13 protein-coding genes are annotated in these 17800 nt (G+C 71.2%); 8 read left to right on the top strand and 5 right to left on the bottom strand.

The genetic code is table 11. The annotated features are described in order from the left end of the window. Window positions 1-23: 23 nt before the first annotated feature. The 3 genes from YWW_RS0109210 to YWW_RS33925 form a co-directional block, all read right to left on the bottom strand. Window positions 24-1835 carry a potassium channel family protein gene (locus tag YWW_RS0109210; protein ID WP_155830056.1) on the bottom strand — a complete coding sequence of 604 codons (1812 nt, stop codon included), beginning with the start codon at window positions 1833-1835 and terminating at the stop codon, window positions 24-26. 162 nt (window positions 1836-1997) lie between these two features. Beyond that, window positions 1998-3017, bottom strand: coding sequence for a GNAT family N-acetyltransferase (locus YWW_RS0109205; protein WP_026929894.1), 1020 nt, complete (start codon window positions 3015-3017; stop codon window positions 1998-2000). 132 nt (window positions 3018-3149) lie between these two features. Then, window positions 3150-4007, bottom strand: coding sequence for a lytic transglycosylase domain-containing protein (locus tag YWW_RS33925; RefSeq protein ID WP_051325580.1), 858 nt, complete (start codon window positions 4005-4007; stop codon window positions 3150-3152). Window positions 4008-4513: 506 nt separating this feature from the next. Between YWW_RS33925 and YWW_RS33920 the strand changes: the two genes are divergently transcribed. The 7 genes from YWW_RS33920 (at window position 4514) to ccsB (ending at window position 12238) form a co-directional block, all read left to right on the top strand. Beyond that, entirely contained in the window at window positions 4514-6172 is a 1659-nt protein-coding gene (locus YWW_RS33920) for an adenylate/guanylate cyclase domain-containing protein (RefSeq protein WP_342673569.1), read from the top strand. 161 nt (window positions 6173-6333) lie between these two features. Continuing rightward, window positions 6334-7638: a glutamate-1-semialdehyde 2,1-aminomutase gene (gene hemL, locus YWW_RS0109190; RefSeq protein WP_051325579.1), complete on the top strand. Its 1305-nt coding sequence runs from the start codon at window positions 6334-6336 to the stop codon at window positions 7636-7638. Beyond that, on the top strand, window positions 7635-8288 hold the full coding sequence (locus tag YWW_RS0109185) for a histidine phosphatase family protein (RefSeq protein WP_026929891.1): 654 nt from the start codon (window positions 7635-7637) through the stop codon (window positions 8286-8288). The genes hemL and YWW_RS0109185 overlap by 4 nt, the downstream gene beginning before the upstream one ends. Before the next feature lie 2 nt (window positions 8289-8290). Next, the gene (locus YWW_RS29290) at window positions 8291-8932 is read left to right on the top strand and encodes a TlpA family protein disulfide reductase (RefSeq protein WP_035698323.1); all 642 of its coding nucleotides are present in this window, start codon (window positions 8291-8293) and stop codon (window positions 8930-8932) included. Continuing rightward, window positions 8929-9699, top strand: coding sequence for a cytochrome c biogenesis CcdA family protein (locus YWW_RS0109175; protein ID WP_026929890.1), 771 nt, complete (start codon window positions 8929-8931; stop codon window positions 9697-9699). The genes YWW_RS29290 and YWW_RS0109175 overlap by 4 nt, the downstream gene beginning before the upstream one ends. Then, the gene (resB, locus tag YWW_RS29285) at window positions 9696-11258 is read left to right on the top strand and encodes a cytochrome c biogenesis protein ResB (RefSeq protein ID WP_245595384.1); all 1563 of its coding nucleotides are present in this window, start codon (window positions 9696-9698) and stop codon (window positions 11256-11258) included. The genes YWW_RS0109175 and resB overlap by 4 nt, the downstream gene beginning before the upstream one ends. Next, window positions 11255-12238: a c-type cytochrome biogenesis protein CcsB gene (ccsB, locus tag YWW_RS0109165; RefSeq protein WP_026929889.1), complete on the top strand. Its 984-nt coding sequence runs from the start codon at window positions 11255-11257 to the stop codon at window positions 12236-12238. Before resB ends, ccsB begins: the two co-directional genes overlap by 4 nt. A 260-nt stretch (window positions 12239-12498) precedes the next feature. Here ccsB and YWW_RS29280 read toward each other — a convergent pair whose 3' ends face one another. Then, a complete protein-coding gene (locus tag YWW_RS29280; RefSeq protein ID WP_051325578.1) occupies window positions 12499-13443 on the bottom strand; it encodes an MHYT domain-containing protein in 945 nt (314 codons plus the stop codon). Between the two features lie 81 nt (window positions 13444-13524). Next, window positions 13525-13935 (bottom strand): MHYT domain-containing protein, encoded by a 411-nt coding sequence (locus tag YWW_RS35825; protein WP_026929888.1) that lies wholly within the window; start codon window positions 13933-13935, stop codon window positions 13525-13527. A 766-nt stretch (window positions 13936-14701) separates the two neighbouring features. On the opposite strand from YWW_RS35825, the gene YWW_RS0109150 reads away from it, so the two are divergent. Further along, entirely contained in the window at window positions 14702-17767 is a 3066-nt protein-coding gene (locus YWW_RS0109150) for a sensor histidine kinase (protein ID WP_155830052.1), read from the top strand. Window positions 17768-17800 lie beyond the last annotated feature (33 nt).

The following is a 17800-nucleotide window of genomic DNA, read 5'->3' as shown; positions in this document are numbered from 1 at the left end:
AGCCGGAGAGAAGTTGCGGCGCTTCAGATCGGTATGAGGGGGGTGGGGCGGCACAGGTGCAGGCTCTCCTCCAGACCCGTCCGGATCGCCAGGATCAGGAGCTTGTCGCCGGCCTGGATCCTGAAGGCCGCGTCGGGGTTCCAGCGGATGCCGCCGGTGTCGCGCTTGACGGCGAGCAGCCGGTGGGAGCCGATCGCGGTGGCCGCGTGGGCGGGGGCGTCGTCGAGCGGCGAGTCGGCGCCGACGCCGACCTCGCAGATGTAGGCGATCTGGCCGCGCACCGGGATCGTCTCGAGGATCTCGTCCTCGGTCAGCGCCGCCGCGAACGAGGCCGCGGCGACCTCGGGGGCGCTGTACGAGGCGTGCCGGGAGGCGTCCCGCGGGGAGGTGTTCGTGTTGAGGTTTCGGCGCACCAGCGCCGCGAACTCCGGATTGTAGATGCGCAGGACGGTGCGCAGGTCCGGTTTGCACTCCAGTCCGGACAGCGCGGTCTCGAGGTTCTGCGAGTCCTGTTTGGCCATTGCCACCAGGGACCGGCAGTACTTGATCTCGGCCTCGCGCAGTGTCTCCGGTCGGGAGGCGTCGCCGAGGAGCACCTGCGCGCCCGCCGCGCGGGCGGCCTGGATGCCGACGGCGTCGCGGTCCTTCTCGATGGCCACCACCGGGATCTTGCGCTCGCGCAGCTTCTCGACCACGCGCGTGCCGAGGTTGCCGAGCCCGACGACGATGACGTGGTCGCGCACCGTGTCGACGATCCTGCCCTCGGCGAGCGCGTAGCGCCTGGCGACGAGCGCTTGCACGATCGCGCCGGTGACGACGGGGATGATGAGCGCCCCGGAGAGGACGACCACGGCGTGGGTGACCCTGACCCACGCATCGGCGCCCATCTCGGGATCGATGCCGCCGCCGGCCATGAGCGTGATGATGTACAGCGCGTCCCAGCCGTTCTCCACCGGGTTCGCGACGCTGGCGTAGTGGGTGAGCGTCCAGAAGCCGCCGGACATGACGATGATCAGCGCGATCGCCGCGATCCGCAGTTTCGTGTCCACGGTGCGTCGCAGGCCGTGCATGCTCCGGCGCAGGAACCGCACGGCCGCCTCGGGGGCGTTCCTGAACCAGCGGCCCGGCCGCTCGGGGTCGAGGCACAGCACCCGCACCGACTCCTCGCGGTCCTCGGTGAGCATCTCGACGCCGCTGCCGTTGCCGCTGGCGACGACCCACTGCGCCTGGGCGCGCTCCTCGGGCTCGCGCGTGAGGTAGAGGCGGCGGTCCCAGATGTCGATGTCGCCGGGCGGGATCTGCTGGAGCGCGGCGGCGGCGTAGGTGCGGGCGACCATGTCGGCGTCGGACTCGACGTAGACGCCCTCGTCGCCGAGCAGCAGCCTGATGCGGTCGCGCAGCTGCCGGTTGTACATGCGGATGACGAGCTTGGGCAGGGTCCGGTCGCCCAGGTAGTGTGACATCTCGCGGATCTCCAGGGCGAGGTGGAGGTTGGCGACGTCGTCCTGTGCCATGAGGGCGACGGCGTAGGCCTCGACGAGGCCGGCGTCGCTGATGGACTCGGAGGTGATGCGGCCGCGCTCCATGACGCGCAGGCGCGGATTGGTCTCGGCCTCCTTGCGGATCTCGTCGCGCTGGGCGCCCGGGCCGGGTTTGATGAGCGCTATGACTCGGTAGGAGAAGCGCTCGGTGAGGTTCTTGATGAAACGGAGCGTCAGTCCGTTGTCGCCGACGACGATGACGAGCCGCTCGTAGCCGGCCTCGCCTTCCATGGGCACGTGGGGTGGCGGCCCGCCCGGTCCACCGGCGATCGGGGGCACGGTATTGGGGTACATGGAATGCAGTCTATTGAGTTTCGGCAAACGCAGCGCTCCCAGGCGAACACGTTTCACTCGACGGGAGCCCGCTTCGCGGAGGCGAGGTCGCACGGCCGAGCGGCCATGCCTCCCGTTCGGGCGCAGGGGGAACCGCCCGTCACCGCCGCGGACGACCTGCGCTCAGCCGTCGATGCGCTTCAGGAGTTCGTCCACATCGGTCTCGTAGTCGTACCAGTCGACGTCGTGGACGAAGCCGAGCTCGGAGTTGATCCAGCGCACGTCGTCGGCGGTCTCCATCGTCCACGTCTGGACGTCGACCAGCTGCGGCTCGGCCTTGCGCAGCTCGGTGAGGATTCTGGCCTTCATGGACATCCCGAGGCCGTAGGAGCGGTGCTCGGGGTCGACGACGGTGTCGTACTGGTCGGCGCGGGTGGGCCGCTGCGCCGAGACGACCAGTTCGGTCAGCCCCACCACGTTGCCGTACGGCTCGGCGATGGCCACGACGATGTGCGAGCGCATCCCGCGCCGCTCCAGGGTGGCCAGCGAGTCGCGGAGCCGGTCGGCCTGGGCCGAGCCGCGCCACTCGGGCACCACCACGACCGGGTCGTTGGTGGTGCGCAGGTTGGCCTTGACGCTCGCGTACGAGTCGAGCAGGCGCTCGGGGACGCCTCCGGCGTGGTATTCGAGCCGGTATCCGGCGGCGAGGCGCCCGGCGGCGCGCTCGATCTTCTCCCAGTCGATCTCCGTCCAGCGCAGCAGGTGCCGCTGCTCGACGACGGCCCGCTCGAAACCGAGCCGGTCGTAGAAGCCGACGGCCGGAGTGGTGGCGATGACCTCGACGGACAGGGCGCGGCAGCCGTGGGCGGCGGCGCACCGGGCGACCTCGAGAAGCAATCGCTTGCCCACGCCTTTGCCGCGGGCGCTGGGCCTCGTCGACAGCTCGACCACGGCGGTGCCCGCCTGCTCGCCGCCGAACATGATGAGACTGGCGTGGCCGACCAGGTCGCCGTCGTCGTCACGGTAGAGGAACAGGCACCGCTGGTCGTCGGGCAGCGTGCCGACCAGGTAGTCGTGGAGCCGCTCGGTCCTCCACCGCGGCTCGGAGGGCATGTCGGCCGCGGTCATGTCGTTGAGCACCGAGCACCAGTCGCGGATGTCATCGGCGGTCATCTCGCTGGGCGCGAGCTGCTTCAGGGGCATCTCTCAATCCTTACCCGATATCGTCGCCGCCGGGAACCCTCGGCGCCTTGTGCGGCGCCGCGGAGGCTCGACGGCATTGTCACCGCGCGAAACTCTCAGGTTACTCTGTGGAGCCCCGGTGCGTTCCGGCGGTCATGCCGCCGCCGTGCTCTTCTGGCCGTAGTCGTCGGCGCGGGTGTAGACCTTCTGCACGTAGACGTCGACGGGGTTGTAGCTGTGGACGGCGTCGTACCAGTCCGCCGGGTCGGTCAGGTCGCGACCGCCGGTGCACAGGTAGTTCGCGGCGGCGACGGTCGCGTCGTCGATGTTGTGCGGGTCCTCCACGCCGTCGCCGTTGCCGTCGGCGGCCCAGACCTCCCACGTCGTCTCCAGGAACTGCATGGGGCCCTGCTCGTTGTACTCGGGCCCGACGATCGGGGTCAGGGTGGTGCCGTCGGCGGTGATGCGGTTGCCGCCGGTGGTGCCGTGGCTGGTCTCGGTGGCGCCGATGCCCGCCAGGGTCGTCCAGGACAGGTTGCAGCCGGGGTTCTGCACGCCCGAGACGAGCTCGGCGCGCCCGTAGGCGACCAGGGCCCGCTCGGGGATGCCGAGGTGGGCCAGGCCCCGCGCCCACGTGTCGATGTCGTTCACGGCCTCCCCGATGGGCGAGGTGGCCGCGTCCGAGGGGCTCGCGCCGCCGTCTGCGGCCTCGTCGGTCTCGACCGGCAGCCCCGGCGCGGGCGCGTCCTCGGGGGTGAGCACCAGCGGGCGCTCCTCGGGCGTCGGCTCGGGCTCGGTGCCGAACGACCAGGCCGGCCCCGCCGAGGGCACCAGGTAGTACCCGGCGGCGAGGGCGGCGGCGACCGCCAGGGCCGTCACGGCGCACTGGACGGCGAGCCGCCCCGCGGACGTGCGCAGCGCCCGGGCGCAGGCGCGGATGCCGCGGCCGGCCGCTTTGAGGGCCTTCCAGGGCAGCAGGAGGAGCTTTCGGAGCAGAAGTGCGAACCACACGGAAGCGAGTATCCCTTTCTGTCCTCCGGCGATGTGCGCCGCCCGGAGACCCGGGCCGGGTGCCACGACCGGCACGGCGATGTGCGCCGCCCGGAGACTCGAACCAGGGCGTCGGCGACCGTGATGACACCGGCACCGGCACTGAAGGCGAGTATTCCCTATGCCCGCCACCCGGGCAACGCCTGTCCGCGAACAATTCTCCACATTCCGCCGCGCGGCAGGTGCTTTCCGGCGAACAATGCTGTTTCAGACGAGCCAGGCCGCGACCAGGGGCGTCCATGATCGTTCTCCTATGGGATCCATGGTTGCCACGAGCAGATCCGCGGGCGAAACAGCCTCGCAGCCGCCGCCGAATGCGACCCAGCCGGTCGTGCGGCGTCTGACTGCCCATCACATCCGGTAACCGACTGAGATGGGGGAGACACTGTGAGGCCGCAGGGCCGCGTATGCGCGCAGCAGCGCGCCGCAGCCCGGCATACGGGGGCTGAACGAAAGTTGATCGACACGTGGATACGACAACGGCACTGCACGCGACAAACACAGCCTATTCTCTGCCCGGCAATTGCGATTCGACAGCTCACCGGCCGACGGCGGCGGCCACCGACGTGCTCCCCGCCGGCGAGGTGACGTTCATGTTCACCGACATCGAAGGCTCCACCCGGCTCGCCTCGGGGCTCGGCGCCGAGCCCTACCGGGTCGTCCTGCACCGGCACAGGGCGCTCATCCGGGAAGTCCTGCGGGTCCACCGCGGCACCGAGATCGAGACCGAGGGCGACTCGTTCTTCGTCGCCTTCGACGACGCGGCCCGCGCGGCGAGGGCCGCCGTCGAGATCCAGACCGCCCTCAGACGCGCCGATTGGCCCGACCTCGGACTCGGCAAGGGGCCGATCCGCCCGCGGGTGCGCATGGGGCTCCACACCGGCGAGGCCTGGCCCTCGGCGGGCGGCTATGCCACGCCCGAGGTCCACCGCACCGCGAGGATCTGCTCGGCCGCGCACGGCGACCAGATCCTCGCCTCCGCTCAGCTCGCCGCCGCGGCCGGGCTCGGCGGGCGGTCCTTGGAACGCCTCGGCTTCTTCGAGCTGCGGGGCCTGCCCGGCACCACCGAACTGGTGCAGCTGCGCGCCCCCGGGCTCCCCAGCGAGTTCCCGCCGCCGCCGATCCGCCCGCACCGCCACAACCTGCCCGCCGACCTCAAGGCCCCGGTCGACCGGCCCGAGGAGTACCGCGAATTGGACCGGGCCTTCGCCACCCACCGCCTCGTCACCGTCACCGGCCTCGACGGATGCGGCAAGACCACGCTGGTCAGAGCCTGGGCCAGGCGCCGCGTGCCGCTCCACGCCGACGGCGTCCGGTACTGCCGCCCCGGCCAGGACCTGGGCGCGGCGCTGCTCCAGGCCGTGGGGCGGCCCGTCGACGCGTTCGGGCGCGCGCTCGAGACCGCGATCGACCACCTCAGGCACCGCGAGGCGCTCATCGTCCTCGACGACGTCGAACGGGCCCACGGCCCGGCCGTCGAGCGCCTCCTGCGCGAATGCCCCGAGGTGACGATCCTCGCCGCGGGCGTCCGCCCGCTCGAACTGCCGGGCGAGGCCAAGCGGGCCCTGCAACCGCCGCCGATCGACGTGGCCGCCGCGATGCTCGCGGGCTTCTGCGAGGACCGCGGCGCGGCCTGGACCGCCGCGGACTGCCGCGGTCTGGCCGCCTCGGTGGAGGGCTTCGTGCCCGCGCTGCGGGCGCTGGCCGACGTCACCGCGTTCGGCTCCCCGAAGACGGCGCTGCGGCGCCTGCGGGACGACCCGGTCGCCGTGCTCGACGCGGGCGGACGGTTCCGGGCCGCGATCGACGAGGCGGTCGCGATGATCTCCGGCCCGGCCCGGGCCGTGCTGCTCGAACTCGCCGCGCGCGGCGACGGCGCCACCGTCGACGAGGTCCTGGACCTGTGCCGCCAGCGCGACGGCAGCCTCGAGGCCCTCGTCGAACTCGTCGACGTCGCCCTGGTCGTCATCGAGCGGCCCGCGATGGAGCAGGCCCTGTACCGGGTGCCGACGCCGCTGCGGTGGCTGCTGTGCGGCCGAGGCGAGCCGGCGCAGGTGCCGCCGAGCCTCGCCCGCCGGATCGCCAACGTCGTCAAGCTCGACCTCGACCTGGTGCGGGCCCGCTGAGAGGACCACCCGGCTCCGGCGACGCGCCGTGCCGTGCCATGCCGAACGACCGCGGTCCCCGATCGGCCGGGGCGCCCGTCGCCCCGGCACGGGGACGTGTCGCGCGCATCGCCGGAGCCGGACCGGTCCGCGCCCTCCCGCGGATGTGAGAGGCTGATCCGGTGACCGAAGCGAAACCGCAGCCGCTCGACATCGGCACTTCCGCAACTTATGCCCAACGCGCCGCCAGGGTCATTCCCGGCGGCGTGAACTCCCCGGTCCGCGCCTTCCGAGGCGTCGGCGGCCACCCGGTGTACATGGCCGACGCCCGCGGCGCCCGCATGAGGGACGTCGACGGCAACACCTACATCGACCTCGTGGGCTCCTGGGGCCCGCTCATCCTCGGGCACGCCCACCCCGAGGTCGTGGACGCGCTCGCCCGGGCCGCCGCGGGCGGCACCTCCTACGGCGCGCCCACCCTCGGCGAGATCGAACTGGCCGAGGAGATCGTCTCGCGCACCCCCTGCGAGAAGGTCCGGCTCGTGTCCTCGGGCACCGAGGCCACCATGAGCGCCGTCCGGCTCGCGCGCGCCGCCACCGGCCGCGACAAGATCGTCAAGTTCGCCGGCTGCTACCACGGCCACGCCGACTACTTCCTCGCCGCCGCGGGCTCGGGCGTCGCCACGCTCGGCCACCCCGACTCGCCCGGCGTGCCCGCCTCCGCCGCCGCCGACACGATCGTCGTCCCCTACAACGACGCAGACGCCGTCGAGGCCGCCTTCGCCGCCCACCCCGGCGCCGTCGCGGCGGTCATCACCGAGGCCCTGCCCGGCAACATGGGCGCCGTCGCCCCGCTCGAAGGCTTCAACGAGCGGCTGTACGAGATCGCCCGCGCGAACGGCGCGCTCCTGATCTCCGACGAGGTCATGACCGGTTTCCGCGTCGGCCCCGGCGGCCTGGCCGCCCCGGCCGACCTCTACACCTACGGCAAGGTCATGGGCGGGGGCCTCCCGGCCGCCGCCTTCGGCGGCCGGGCCGAGCTCATGGACCTCGTCAGCCCCGCCGGGCCCGTCTACCAGGCCGGGACCCTCTCGGGCAACCCGCTCGCCGTCGCCGCCGGGCTCGCCACGCTCCGCGCCTGCGACGAGGCGGTCTACCGCAGGCTCGACGCCACCGCCGAGGCCCTCGCCCGCATGGCGGGCGAGGCGCTCGCCAAGGCGGGCGTGCCGCACTGCGTCTCGGCGCCCTCGAACCTGTTCAGCGTGTTCTTCACCGAAGGACCCGTCCGGAACTTCGACGACGCCTCCGCCCAGGACACCGAGGCGTACGGGGCGTTCTTCCACGCCATGCTCGAAAGCGGCGTCTACTTGCCGCCGAGCGCCTACGAATGCTGGTTCGTCTCCGCCGCGATGGACGAGGAAGCCCTGTCACACATCGAACAGGTCCTCCCACAGGCCGCCGAAGCGGCGGCTAGGGTGCGGTCATGAGCGGCTCCAAGACCATCGTTCACCTGCTCCGGCACGGTGAAGTCCACAATCCGGACGGGATCCTGTACGGCAGGATCGCCGGATTCGGGCTGTCCGACCTCGGACGCGAGATGGCGCTGGCCGTCGCCGAGGAGCTGTCCGGGCGCGACATCGTGCACGTCGGCGCCTCCCCGCTCCAACGCGCCCAGGAGACCGCCGAGCCGATCGCGGCCTCCCACCAGACCGACACCGTCACCTACGACGGCCTCATCGAAGCCGGGAACTCCTTCGAGGGCAAACGAATCGGCGTCGGCGACGGCGCCCTGCGCCACCCCAGGTACTGGTGGCGGCTGCGCGACCCGTTCAAGCCGTCCTGGGGCGAGGCCTACCTAGACATCGCCAGGCGCATGACGGTCGCCGTCGAGGCCGCCCGCGTCGCCGCCGAGAGCTGCGAGGCCGTCCTGGTCAGCCACCAGCTGCCGATCTGGATCGCCCGGCGCTTCGCCGAGCGCAGACGGCTCTGGCACGACCCGCGCAACCGCGAGTGCTCACTGGCGTCCCTGACCAGCTTCGTCTACGAAGGCGCCGAGCTCGTCCGCGTCGAGTACTCCGAGCCCGCCGCGCACCTGCTGCTCAAGTCCGAGGCGGCACGACGGGCCAAGGGAGCCTGAGCATGCCTGGCGGGCCCCGGACGCACACTCGCACGGCGCTGCCGCGGCGCTCGCTGCTCGCGGCGGTCCCGCTGCTCGGCCTCGCCGCCTGCACGGGCGGCGACGACACCAACCGGGTCAACGAGATCAACCGCGACCGCTTCGTCTCCGGCGACGGCTCCAACTACCGCTGGGAGGACCCCGGCGACCGCCCCGAGGCGCCCGTCGTCACCGGCGAGAGCCTCACCGGCGAGCCGCTCGACACCGCCGACTGGGCCGGCTCGATCGTCGTCATGAACTTCTGGGGCTCGTGGTGCCCGCCGTGCCGCTCCGAGGCCGAGTACCTCGTCGAGGCCCACGAGCACTTTGCGGAGCAGAATCAGGGGAGCAGCGAAGGCCGGGACGTCGAGTTCGTCGGCGTCAACATCCGCGACACCGTCGACGCCGCCCTCGCCTTCGAGCAGCGCTACGGCGTCACCTACCCGTCCTTCGACGACGCGAGCGGCGCGATCGCCCTCCAGTTCGTCGACTACGACATCTCCCCGACGACGATCCCCGCCACGTTCGTCATCGACCGCGAGCAGCGCGTCTTCAGCGTCTGGCGGGAGGACTTCAAGGACGCCGAGACCCTCATCGCCGACGTCAACCAGGTGCTCGAACAGTGAACCCCGCCGAAACCGCCGCCTCAGGGCCGCTCCTCCTCGCACTCGGCATCGCCGCGCTGGCCGGCCTGGTGTCCTTCGCCTCGCCGTGCACGCTCCCCCTCATGCCCGGCTACGTCTCCTACGTGACCGGCCTTTCCGGCGAGGAACTCGCCGCACACCGCAGAGGCGGCAGCGACGCTGCCGCAGGCAGCAGAAGAGGCCGCATCCTCACCGGCTCGCTCCTGTTCGTCGCCGGGTTCACCGCCGTCTACACCACCGTCGTCTTCGCCCTCCAGAGCGCCGGGCGGGCCCTGCTCACCAACAGCTCCACACTCGAGGCCGTCGTCGGCGTCTTCATGATCGCCATGGGGCTCATGTTCATCGGCCTCATACCCGCCGACCGCGGTTTCGCGCCGCGCTGGCGGCCCGCCGTCGGCCTGGCCGGCGCGCCCCTGTTCGGCGCGGTCTTCGCGCTCTCGTGGATCCCGTGCACCTCGCCGGTGCTCGCCGCGATCACCAGCCTCGCGGTCATCCAGGACGGCACCGCCCGCGGCGTCGGCCTCATGATCGCCTACTGCTTCGGACTCGGCCTGCCGTTCGTGCTCTTCGCCGTCGGCATGCACCGCCTCGCGAAGGCCCTGGACTTCATGAAGCGGCACGGCAGGGCCATCTCCATCGCGGGCGGGGCCATGCTCATCGTCGTCGGCCTCATGCTGGTCACCGGCGCCTGGACCGAGTTCACCAACTGGCTCAGGGCCACCGTCGGAGCGGGGGAGATCTGGCTGTGAAGAAGAAGATCCGCTCCTTCGCCCGCCGCTGGTGGCACCAGCTCACCTCCATGCGCACCGCGCTGCTGCTCCTGCTCGCGCTCGCGCTCGCGGCGATCCCCGGCTCGACGTTCCCGCAGCGCTCGATCAGCCCCACCGACGTCGACGGCTACTACGCCGAGCACCCCGATCTCGCGCCGTTCCTGGACCGGCTGTGGGCCTTCGACGTCTACACCTCGCCGTGGTTCTCCGCGATCTACCTGCTGCTCATGATCAGCCTCATCGGCTGCGTCGTCCCCAGGCTCGGCGTCCACCTCAAGGCCCTGCGCGCCGCTCCGCCCGAGGCGCCCAGGCGCATGGAGATCCTGCCCTACCACCGCCGCCTCGACGGCGAGGTCAACGAGACCAGGGCCAGGGCCGCGCTCAAGCAGCACCGCTTCCGGACCGTCAGACGCGAGGCCGACGACGGCGCCGTCACCGTCGCCGCCGAGAAGGGCTACCTGCGCGAGAGCGGGAACCTGCTGTTCCACGCCAGCATCATCTTCGTCCTCGTCGGCGTCGCCGTCGGGAGCCTGTTCAGCTGGTACGGCAACCGGATCCTCTCCGAAGGCGAAGACCAGGCGTTCTGCAACAACCTCCAGCAGTACGACGAGTACGGCCTCGGCGCCTACGTCTCGGAGACCAGCCTGCCCGGCTTCTGCCTCCAGCTCGACGACTTCGAAGCCGAGTTCACCGACGGCGGCCCCACGTCCTACGACGCCGAAGTCACCTACACCGTCGACGGCGACGAGGACGCCTACAACCTGCGCGTCAACCACCCGCTGAACATCGACGGCGCCAACGTCTTCCTCATCGGCCACGGCTACACCGCCGTGGTCACCTACACCGACCGGTACGGCAACAGCGAATCCAGGCACCAGCCGTTCCTGTCCATGGACGCCGCCCTCAACTCCGAGGGCGCCTTCAAGTTCCCCGACGCGAACTTCAACCCCGAGACCGGCGAGGTGGACTCAGGCGCCGAGGTCGGCTTCGACGCGATCCTCGTGCCGACCTACGACGACTCCACGGCGATGCTGCTCGGCAGCGAGCCCGAGCTGAACAACCCCGTCCTGGCCCTGACCGCCTACCGCGGCGACCTCGGCATGGGCGACGGCCTGCCCGAGTCGGTCTACAGCGTCAACGAGGAGCAGGTCGCCTCCGGGGAGCTCGAACAGCTCAACGACGAGGCCGAGGTCATCGGCGTCGGCGACACGATGGAGCTCGACGACGGCTCCACGCTCACCTTCGACGGCGTCGAGCAGTACGCCGTCCTCCAGGTCCGCTACGACCCCGGCGGCCCCATCGTGCTCGTCGGCGCGGTGATCCTCATCGGGGCGCTGCTGCCGGCGTTGACGGTGCGGCGCAGGCGGTACTGGATCCGGTGGAACCCCGACGGCTCCGTCGAGGTCGCCGGCCTCAACCGCAACGACTACGACGGCCTGGAAGAGGAGTGCGACGCCTTGACCGCCGACATCGCGCCCGACTTCCGGCCGCCCAAGCCCAGAACCGACTCCGAAGCATCCATCGGGAGTACGTCATGACCGGAGCTGAAGCGGCGAACGCGCTGTTCGTCGCCACCATCCTCGTCTACGCGTCGGCGATGTTCGCCTACGCGCTCGAATACGCCTTCGACAGGCGCGCCGAGAAGCGCGTCAGCGAGAAGGAACTGGTGGCCGCGGGCAACGCCGTGGTCGACCGGGCCGCCAAGGACCGCGCCTCCGAGCCCGCCGCCGGAGCCCCCATCACCCCGGCCGCCGCGCGCGGCGCCGGACGGCTCGGCCTGGTCCTCACCTACCTCGGCACGGCCGCGCTGGCCGCGTCGATCGTCACCCGCGTGGTCTACACGGGACGGTGGCCGTGGGGCAACATGTTCGAGTACACCGTCGGCGTGGCCCTCGCCGGGATGATCACCTGGCTGGTCCTGGTCTCGTCCAGGCACGTCCCGCGCCGCCTCGGCCTGTTCGCGACCTTCGCGGTGACGATGGTGCTCGGCACCTCGGTGCGGGTCTACACCGAGGCCGGTCCGCTCGTGCCCGCGCTGGACTCGTACTGGATCGTCATCCACGTCACCGCCGCGATCGCCGCCTCGGGCGCGCTCCTCATCGGCTGCGTGTTCGCGATCCTGCACCTGCTCAAGCGCCGCTACGACCGGAACGTCTCGGACGGCAAGGCGATCCGCTTCCCCCTCAACGTGGCCGAGCGCCTGCCGGACGCGACGGCCCTGGAGCGGTTGACGTTCAAGATCCACGTGTTCGCGTTCCCGCTGCTGACCTTCGGGATCTTCGCGGGCGCGGTGTGGGCCCACTTCGCGTGGGGCCGCTACTGGGCCTGGGACCCGAAGGAGGTCTGGGCCTTCATCGCGTGGGTCGTGTACGCGGCCTACCTGCACGCGAGGGTCTCCGGGCGGTCGGCGAAGGCGAACGCGCCGTGGATCGCGATCCTCGGCTACGCGGTCATGCTGTTCAACCTGACCGCCGTGAACCTGGTCTTCGACGGCCTGCACTCCTACGCCGGCGTCTGAGCCGGCCAAGGCACGAGCGAGGGCCGGGAGCCGCGGGGCTCCCGGCCCTTCGCCATGCGCTCGCCCGGGATTCCGCCTCCGCCGGACGGGCCCGGCGCCGCGGGCGGCCCGCACCCGGAAGCCGAGGCCGCTGAGGCACGAACCCTTGGCGGAGCGTAGCGGACCCTATATATAAGGCATATGCGAAGCGGCCCTCGGCAAGGGCCGCTTCGCATATGGTTTCGTCTATGCCTTGGGGCGCGGTCGGCGCCCGCCCCGGTTCATCGGTCGTGGTTCGCGCCCGCGCCCCACGAGGAGTACTGCCGCTGGCGCACCGCGCCGGCCTGCTGCGGCACGGCTCCCCGCCGCACTCCCGGCGCGGCCGAGCGGCGGGCCTTGGCGACGTCCGGCGGCACCGGCGCCACCTCGGACTTCTTGCCGTCCTCGTCGATGGAGATGCCCAGCTGCTCCCGGCGCGAGACGGTCTTCGGCGTCGCGCCCATCAAGGCGAACAGCAGCACGATGATGCACACCGTCGCCACGCCCAGGATCGGCAGGATCAGCATGATCGGGTCGATCCCGTCCACCGCGTTCCGTCCGCGGTCGGTCAGCTCCACCCGCACGCCCGCCATGCCCGTGTAGTGCATGCCGGAGATCGCCGAGGCCATCACGACCGCCGCGGCCATGTGCCACTTCCAGCCGTCCAGGTACATCCCGCACGCCAGCGCCGCCGTGGCCGCCACCACCGCGATCACCACCGCCGCCCAGAAGTAGGTGCGCTCGTGCGTGATCTCGCCGGAGATGTTGATCGCCGCCATGCCCGAGTAGTGCATGAACACCACGCCGAGGCCGGTCAGCGGCCCCGCGATCAGGATCTTCGCGACCGTGTTCCGCTGCCCCATGCCCGCGACGGCCAGTCCGAAGAAGACCGACGCGATCGACACCGCCAGACTCACGAACGTGATCATCGGGTCGTAGGCGATGTCCGACTCGGTCACCCGGAAGCCGATCATCGCCGTGAAGTGCATCATCCAGATCGCCGTGCCGCCCAGCGCGAGCGCCGCCAGCGTGATCCACCGGACCCGCCTCGCCGTGGCCCGCACGGACCCGGACTGCTTGCGCGCCTGCGTCATGCACATCAGCGCCAGCAGCGAACCGGCGAATGCGAACCCGAAACCCATGAAGGGATTGATCCACCCATAGGCGAAGTGATTGAGGTGTTCCATCCGCGGTCTTCCTCCCAAGGTCGACACCCGTAACTGGAATGTTTCACTTTTGCGATCTGCGCGATTCGAAACGTTATACGACTACAGTCTGGTGGCGCTTGCCAGACGGACCGTTGGCTCCGTCCCACCGGCCTCATGCTCGGGGTTCGGCGCTTGCGGCACCCCGAACCCCGGGCCGACGATCGCCACCGTCGCCGACGGCAGGCCGGGCGGCAAGAGCGCCAAGGGATCCACGCCGACGACCGCTCGGCCCGTCGAGCCGCTGGCGCTCGTCGACGCCACCCCGGCGCGGAGCATGCCGACCACGCCCGCGCCGCACACCGGGCCGCCCAGGGCCAGGCGCGGCCAGCCAGCGCGCCCGGTCCCCGTGACGGCCGCTCCGAGGCCGACGGCGAGCACCGCCGGCGTGAAGGAGGCCGCGGTCGGTTTCACGTCGTAGGCGATCCGGGAGCCGACGACGCTGAAGCCGATCATCGCGATGAAGTGCGTCATGGGAGCCACTGGCTTCGCCGATCCCGCCGAACGCCGAGGACGCCGGGCAGGTCCGGCCGGCCGCCGTGGCGGTGCCTCGGGCGCGGCGGGCGGCGGCCGGTCCCGGGAACGACCCGGCCCCGGCGAAGGCGAGGCCCGTCGCCTGGGTGAGCCGGCCGTACGTGAAGTGACGGTGCTCGAGTGCGGCCGACAGGTCGTACGTCTCCATGGGCGTCCTCTTCTCAGTGCGCTGTCTCGATGCGCTCGGAGACCACATTGCCCCATGCCCGACCGGGGCCGTCGGACAAAATGTGCGAATCTCCGATTCCGGGGTGTCCTATCAGAGCGTTCCGCGCCCTCCGCCCGGCTAGCGCACCGAACACCCTACGACAGGGCAGGCCCGGTCGGCCGTGCGGCTCGATTTGCGGTCTGAACAGATGAATACGGCATATGCATGTGTCCGAAATTATGTGGTTTAGACTGGATCGTGTCCGGGAGTCGTCGGTAACGTCGTCGACTTGGGAACTCCAGTACGCCCCTGGATTTCGGAGCCCTCTTTCGTCATGATGGAATCTGCTGGGCTTCACATGCCGACTCCGCCGCGTCCCGGCGGCCGGAAGGCAGCCGGCGCGCGCCGTCGGCCCGAGACAGAACCGGCCCACATGCCCGGCGCCGGTCTGACACAGAGGACCACCCCAGGAGGCTAGACAAGGTGAGCAAGCGCAGCTCGAACCGAGCGGGTTCAGCGGCTCGACGAGGGCCGTTGGGTCTGCCCCGCATCGCCGACATGCGAATCAGGTCCAAACTCGGACTGATCCTCCTGGTGCCGCTCCTCGTCCTCGTGGCCGTCGCGGGTCTTCGCCTCTACGACCTCGCCGACCGCGTATTCGAGTCGGACGACATGGTGAGCCTGGTGGAGTTCAACACCGTCACCGCCGAGCTCCGCTACGAGCTCCAGCGCGAGCGCAGCCTCCTCATCACCCACCTGCGCAGCGGCGGCGGCTACGTCGCCGACATCGACCCGGCGGACTACGACCGCGCGGCGGTCGACGCCCAGGCGACGCGCACCGACGACGCCCTCACCGCCTTCCAGGAGCAGGCCGAGCAGCTGCCGGACATCTCCGAGGACATCACCAACCGCATCGCCGCCGTCGACACCCAGTACGAGGGCCTCCTCGAGATCCGCGCCGCGGCGGAGGAAGACCCCGACACCACCTCGATCGACGCGACCTCCCGCGCCTTCCAGCGCCTGGTCTCCGAGCTGGTGACGATCACCGACGTCTCGGCCCGCATCGTCAACGACCCCGAGATCGCCCGCCAGCTCCAGGCGATCGCCTCGGCCACCATCGTCCTCGAGCAGCTCGAAGAGGAGCGCGCCATCGCCGTCAACGTCGGCGACGGCAACGAGTTCTTCAACAGCACCCGCTGGAAGAGCTTCGTCGGCTTCGCCGAGCTGCGCGTCCAGGCCGAGGCCGAGTTCAAGACCATCGCCAGCCGCGACGAGCAGCTCGCCTTCTTCTACCGCCCCGGCGGTCTGAGCACCCCCGAGGCGCAGGCCGCGCTCGACTTCGAGGACGTGACGGTCAACGCGGGCACGACCACCCCGCTCACGGTCAACGCCGAGATCATCGCCGCCTACGACGCGATCCTCGACAACGGCCTGAACTACATCGACGAGGAGTCCAACGAGGTCCTCGAGCAGGCCCGCTCCGACCGGGACGCGCAGATCTTCCAGCTGCTGCTGGAGGCCGTCCTCATCCTCGCCGCCTTCGTCGTCGCGACCGTGATCGCCCTCGTCATCGCCCGCAACATGAACCACGGCCTGCGTCGGCTCCGCGAGGGCGCGCTCGACGTCGCCCACGTCAGCCTGCCCCAGGCGGTGGCGCAGATGCGCGACGCCGAGACCATCGCGGGCCGGTCCCCGGACGAGGTGGCCGCCGAGACCGGCGCGGTCATCGACATCGACCAGCGCGACGAGATCGGCAACGTCGCCCACTCGTTCAACATCGTCCACACCGAGGCGATCCGCATCGCCGCCGAGCAGGCGGCCCTGCGCGCCAACGTCTCCCAGATGTTCATCAACCTCGCCCGCCGCTCCCAGAACCTGGTCGACCGGCTCATCGGCCACCTCGACCACCTCGAGCGCGGCGAGGAGAACCCCGACCGCCTGGCCGAGCTGTTCCAGCTCGACCACCTGGCGACCCGCATGCGCCGCAACGACGAGAACCTCCTGGTCCTCGCCGGTGCGGACTCCACCCGCCAGGAGCGGCACCCGGCCCCCATCGGCGACATCCTCCAGGCCGCCCAGTCCGAGGTCGAGCAGTACACCCGCATCGAGTTCGGCCGCCTCGAGTCCGACCGGGAGATCAAGCCCGCGGCGGTCAACGACCTGGTCCACCTGATCGCCGAGCTGATGGACAACGCCACCGCGTTCTCCCCGCCCGAGTCGGGGGTCCTGGTCGAGGCCGAGCAGATGCGCACCGCCGACAGCCCCATGGGCGCCATCCGGGTCCGCATCGCCGACGCCGGCATCGGCATGCCCGAGGCCCAGATCGAGGAGATCAACCGGCAGCTGTCCGAGTCGGCCGACGTCATCGACCTGGCCTCCTCGCGCATGATGGGCCTGGTCGTGGTCGCGCGCCTGGCCAAGCGCCACAACGTCCGCGTCGAGCTGCGTCCCGGCGAGCAGCGCGGCACCGTCGCCGAGGTCGTCCTCGGCGAGTCGGTCCTGTCCGAGCCGAGGCTGCCCGAGCGTTCCCGGCCCGACGGCGGCGAGCCGCCGGTCCTCGGCGAGTCCGGCCCGCGCGGCGAGCTCATGTCGGGCATGGGCCCGGACACCGGCGCCCTGCCGCGCGTCCCCGAGAGCCCCGCCGGGCTGTTCGACACCGTCGCCCCGCCGAGCCCCCAGTCCCCGCCGCAGCAGCACAGCGCGCCGCCCCCCTCCTTCCGGCCCAGCGAGCCGTCGGCGCCGCCGCGGCAGCCGAGCCACGCCGAGCCGCTCACCGGCGAGCACGCCGTCCAGGATCCCGAGCCGGGCTTCATGTTCCGGCCCGGCGGGCTGGCCGACGAGCGCCGCGCCAACGGCAAGGTGATGGAAGTCACCGGCGAGATCGTCTCCTCGGAGCACGTCGCGCTGCCGAAGATCCAACTCGAGGCCGCCCCGCAGGCCGAAGAGCCCGCGCCTCCGTCGTGGCCGGAGACCGCCGCGGGCTCGGGCACCGAGGCGCCGCGCAAGTCGATGCGGTCCGACCGGGTCTCGGCACTCGACGCGACGACGGAGCTGCCGATCTTCCGCGAGGTCGAGTCGGCCTGGTTCAAGGCGGTCACGCCCGCCCCGAAGGCCGTCGACGACGCGCCGAAGGTGACGCCGGAGCCCGAACCGAGCTACGGTGAGGACGCAGAAGAGGCCGAGCCCACCGCCCCCGCATGGGAAGCGGCCTCGCAGTCCTCTCCGCAGCCCACGGAAGGCGCGAACATGCACTACTCGCCCCCGACAGCCGAGGAGCCCGAGCCCGCGCGTCGGCCGGCGGCCGAGACCCACAGCCCGGCCGAGTCCGGACTGGAGCGCCGCCGCCTCCAGACCGAGCCGGACGCCGACTCCTCCTCCTACGCCTGGCGGACCGCCGCCGACGACGGCTGGAGCCGAGTCGACAACGCCTTCGCCGAGACCTCCGACGAGACCACCTCGGCGGGACTCCCCAAACGCCGCCCGATGGAACGCCTCGTCCCCGGCGGCGTGGAGGAATCACAGGAGACTGTCAGCGCGCAGAAGCGCAACCCCGAAGGCATTCGGGGACTGCTGTCGGCCTATCACCGTGGGGTGCAGCGAGGACGTGGCAATGACGGTAACTGAGTCGCTGAGCTACAACACGGCAGACGCTAAGGA

Origin of the sequence: Glycomyces tenuis DSM 44171, from assembly GCF_000427885.1 — a bacterium.
Taxonomy (GTDB): domain Bacteria; phylum Actinomycetota; class Actinomycetes; order Mycobacteriales; family Micromonosporaceae; genus Glycomyces; species Glycomyces tenuis.
The sequence above is the reverse complement of the archived record's forward strand: the minus strand, read 5'-3'. Positions and strand labels throughout refer to the sequence as shown.

What these genes read in the sequence shown, in the direction of transcription:
- YWW_RS29280 (WP_051325578.1), bottom strand. Translation starts at nt 13,443, where the DNA reads ATGGAACACCTCAATCACTTCGCCTATGGGTGGATCAATCCCTTCATG.
- YWW_RS0109210 (WP_155830056.1), bottom strand. Translation starts at nt 1,835, where the DNA reads ATGTACCCCAATACCGTGCCCCCGATCGCCGGTGGACCGGGCGGGCCG.
- YWW_RS35825 (WP_026929888.1), bottom strand. Translation starts at nt 13,935, where the DNA reads ATGACGCACTTCATCGCGATGATCGGCTTCAGCGTCGTCGGCTCCCGG.
- YWW_RS0109150 (WP_155830052.1), top strand. Translation starts at nt 14,702, where the DNA reads ATGCGAATCAGGTCCAAACTCGGACTGATCCTCCTGGTGCCGCTCCTC.
- YWW_RS29290 (WP_035698323.1), top strand. Translation starts at nt 8,291, where the DNA reads ATGCCTGGCGGGCCCCGGACGCACACTCGCACGGCGCTGCCGCGGCGC.
- YWW_RS0109185 (WP_026929891.1), top strand. Translation starts at nt 7,635, where the DNA reads ATGAGCGGCTCCAAGACCATCGTTCACCTGCTCCGGCACGGTGAAGTC.
- YWW_RS0109205 (WP_026929894.1), bottom strand. Translation starts at nt 3,017, where the DNA reads ATGCCCCTGAAGCAGCTCGCGCCCAGCGAGATGACCGCCGATGACATC.
- ccsB (WP_026929889.1), top strand. Translation starts at nt 11,255, where the DNA reads ATGACCGGAGCTGAAGCGGCGAACGCGCTGTTCGTCGCCACCATCCTC.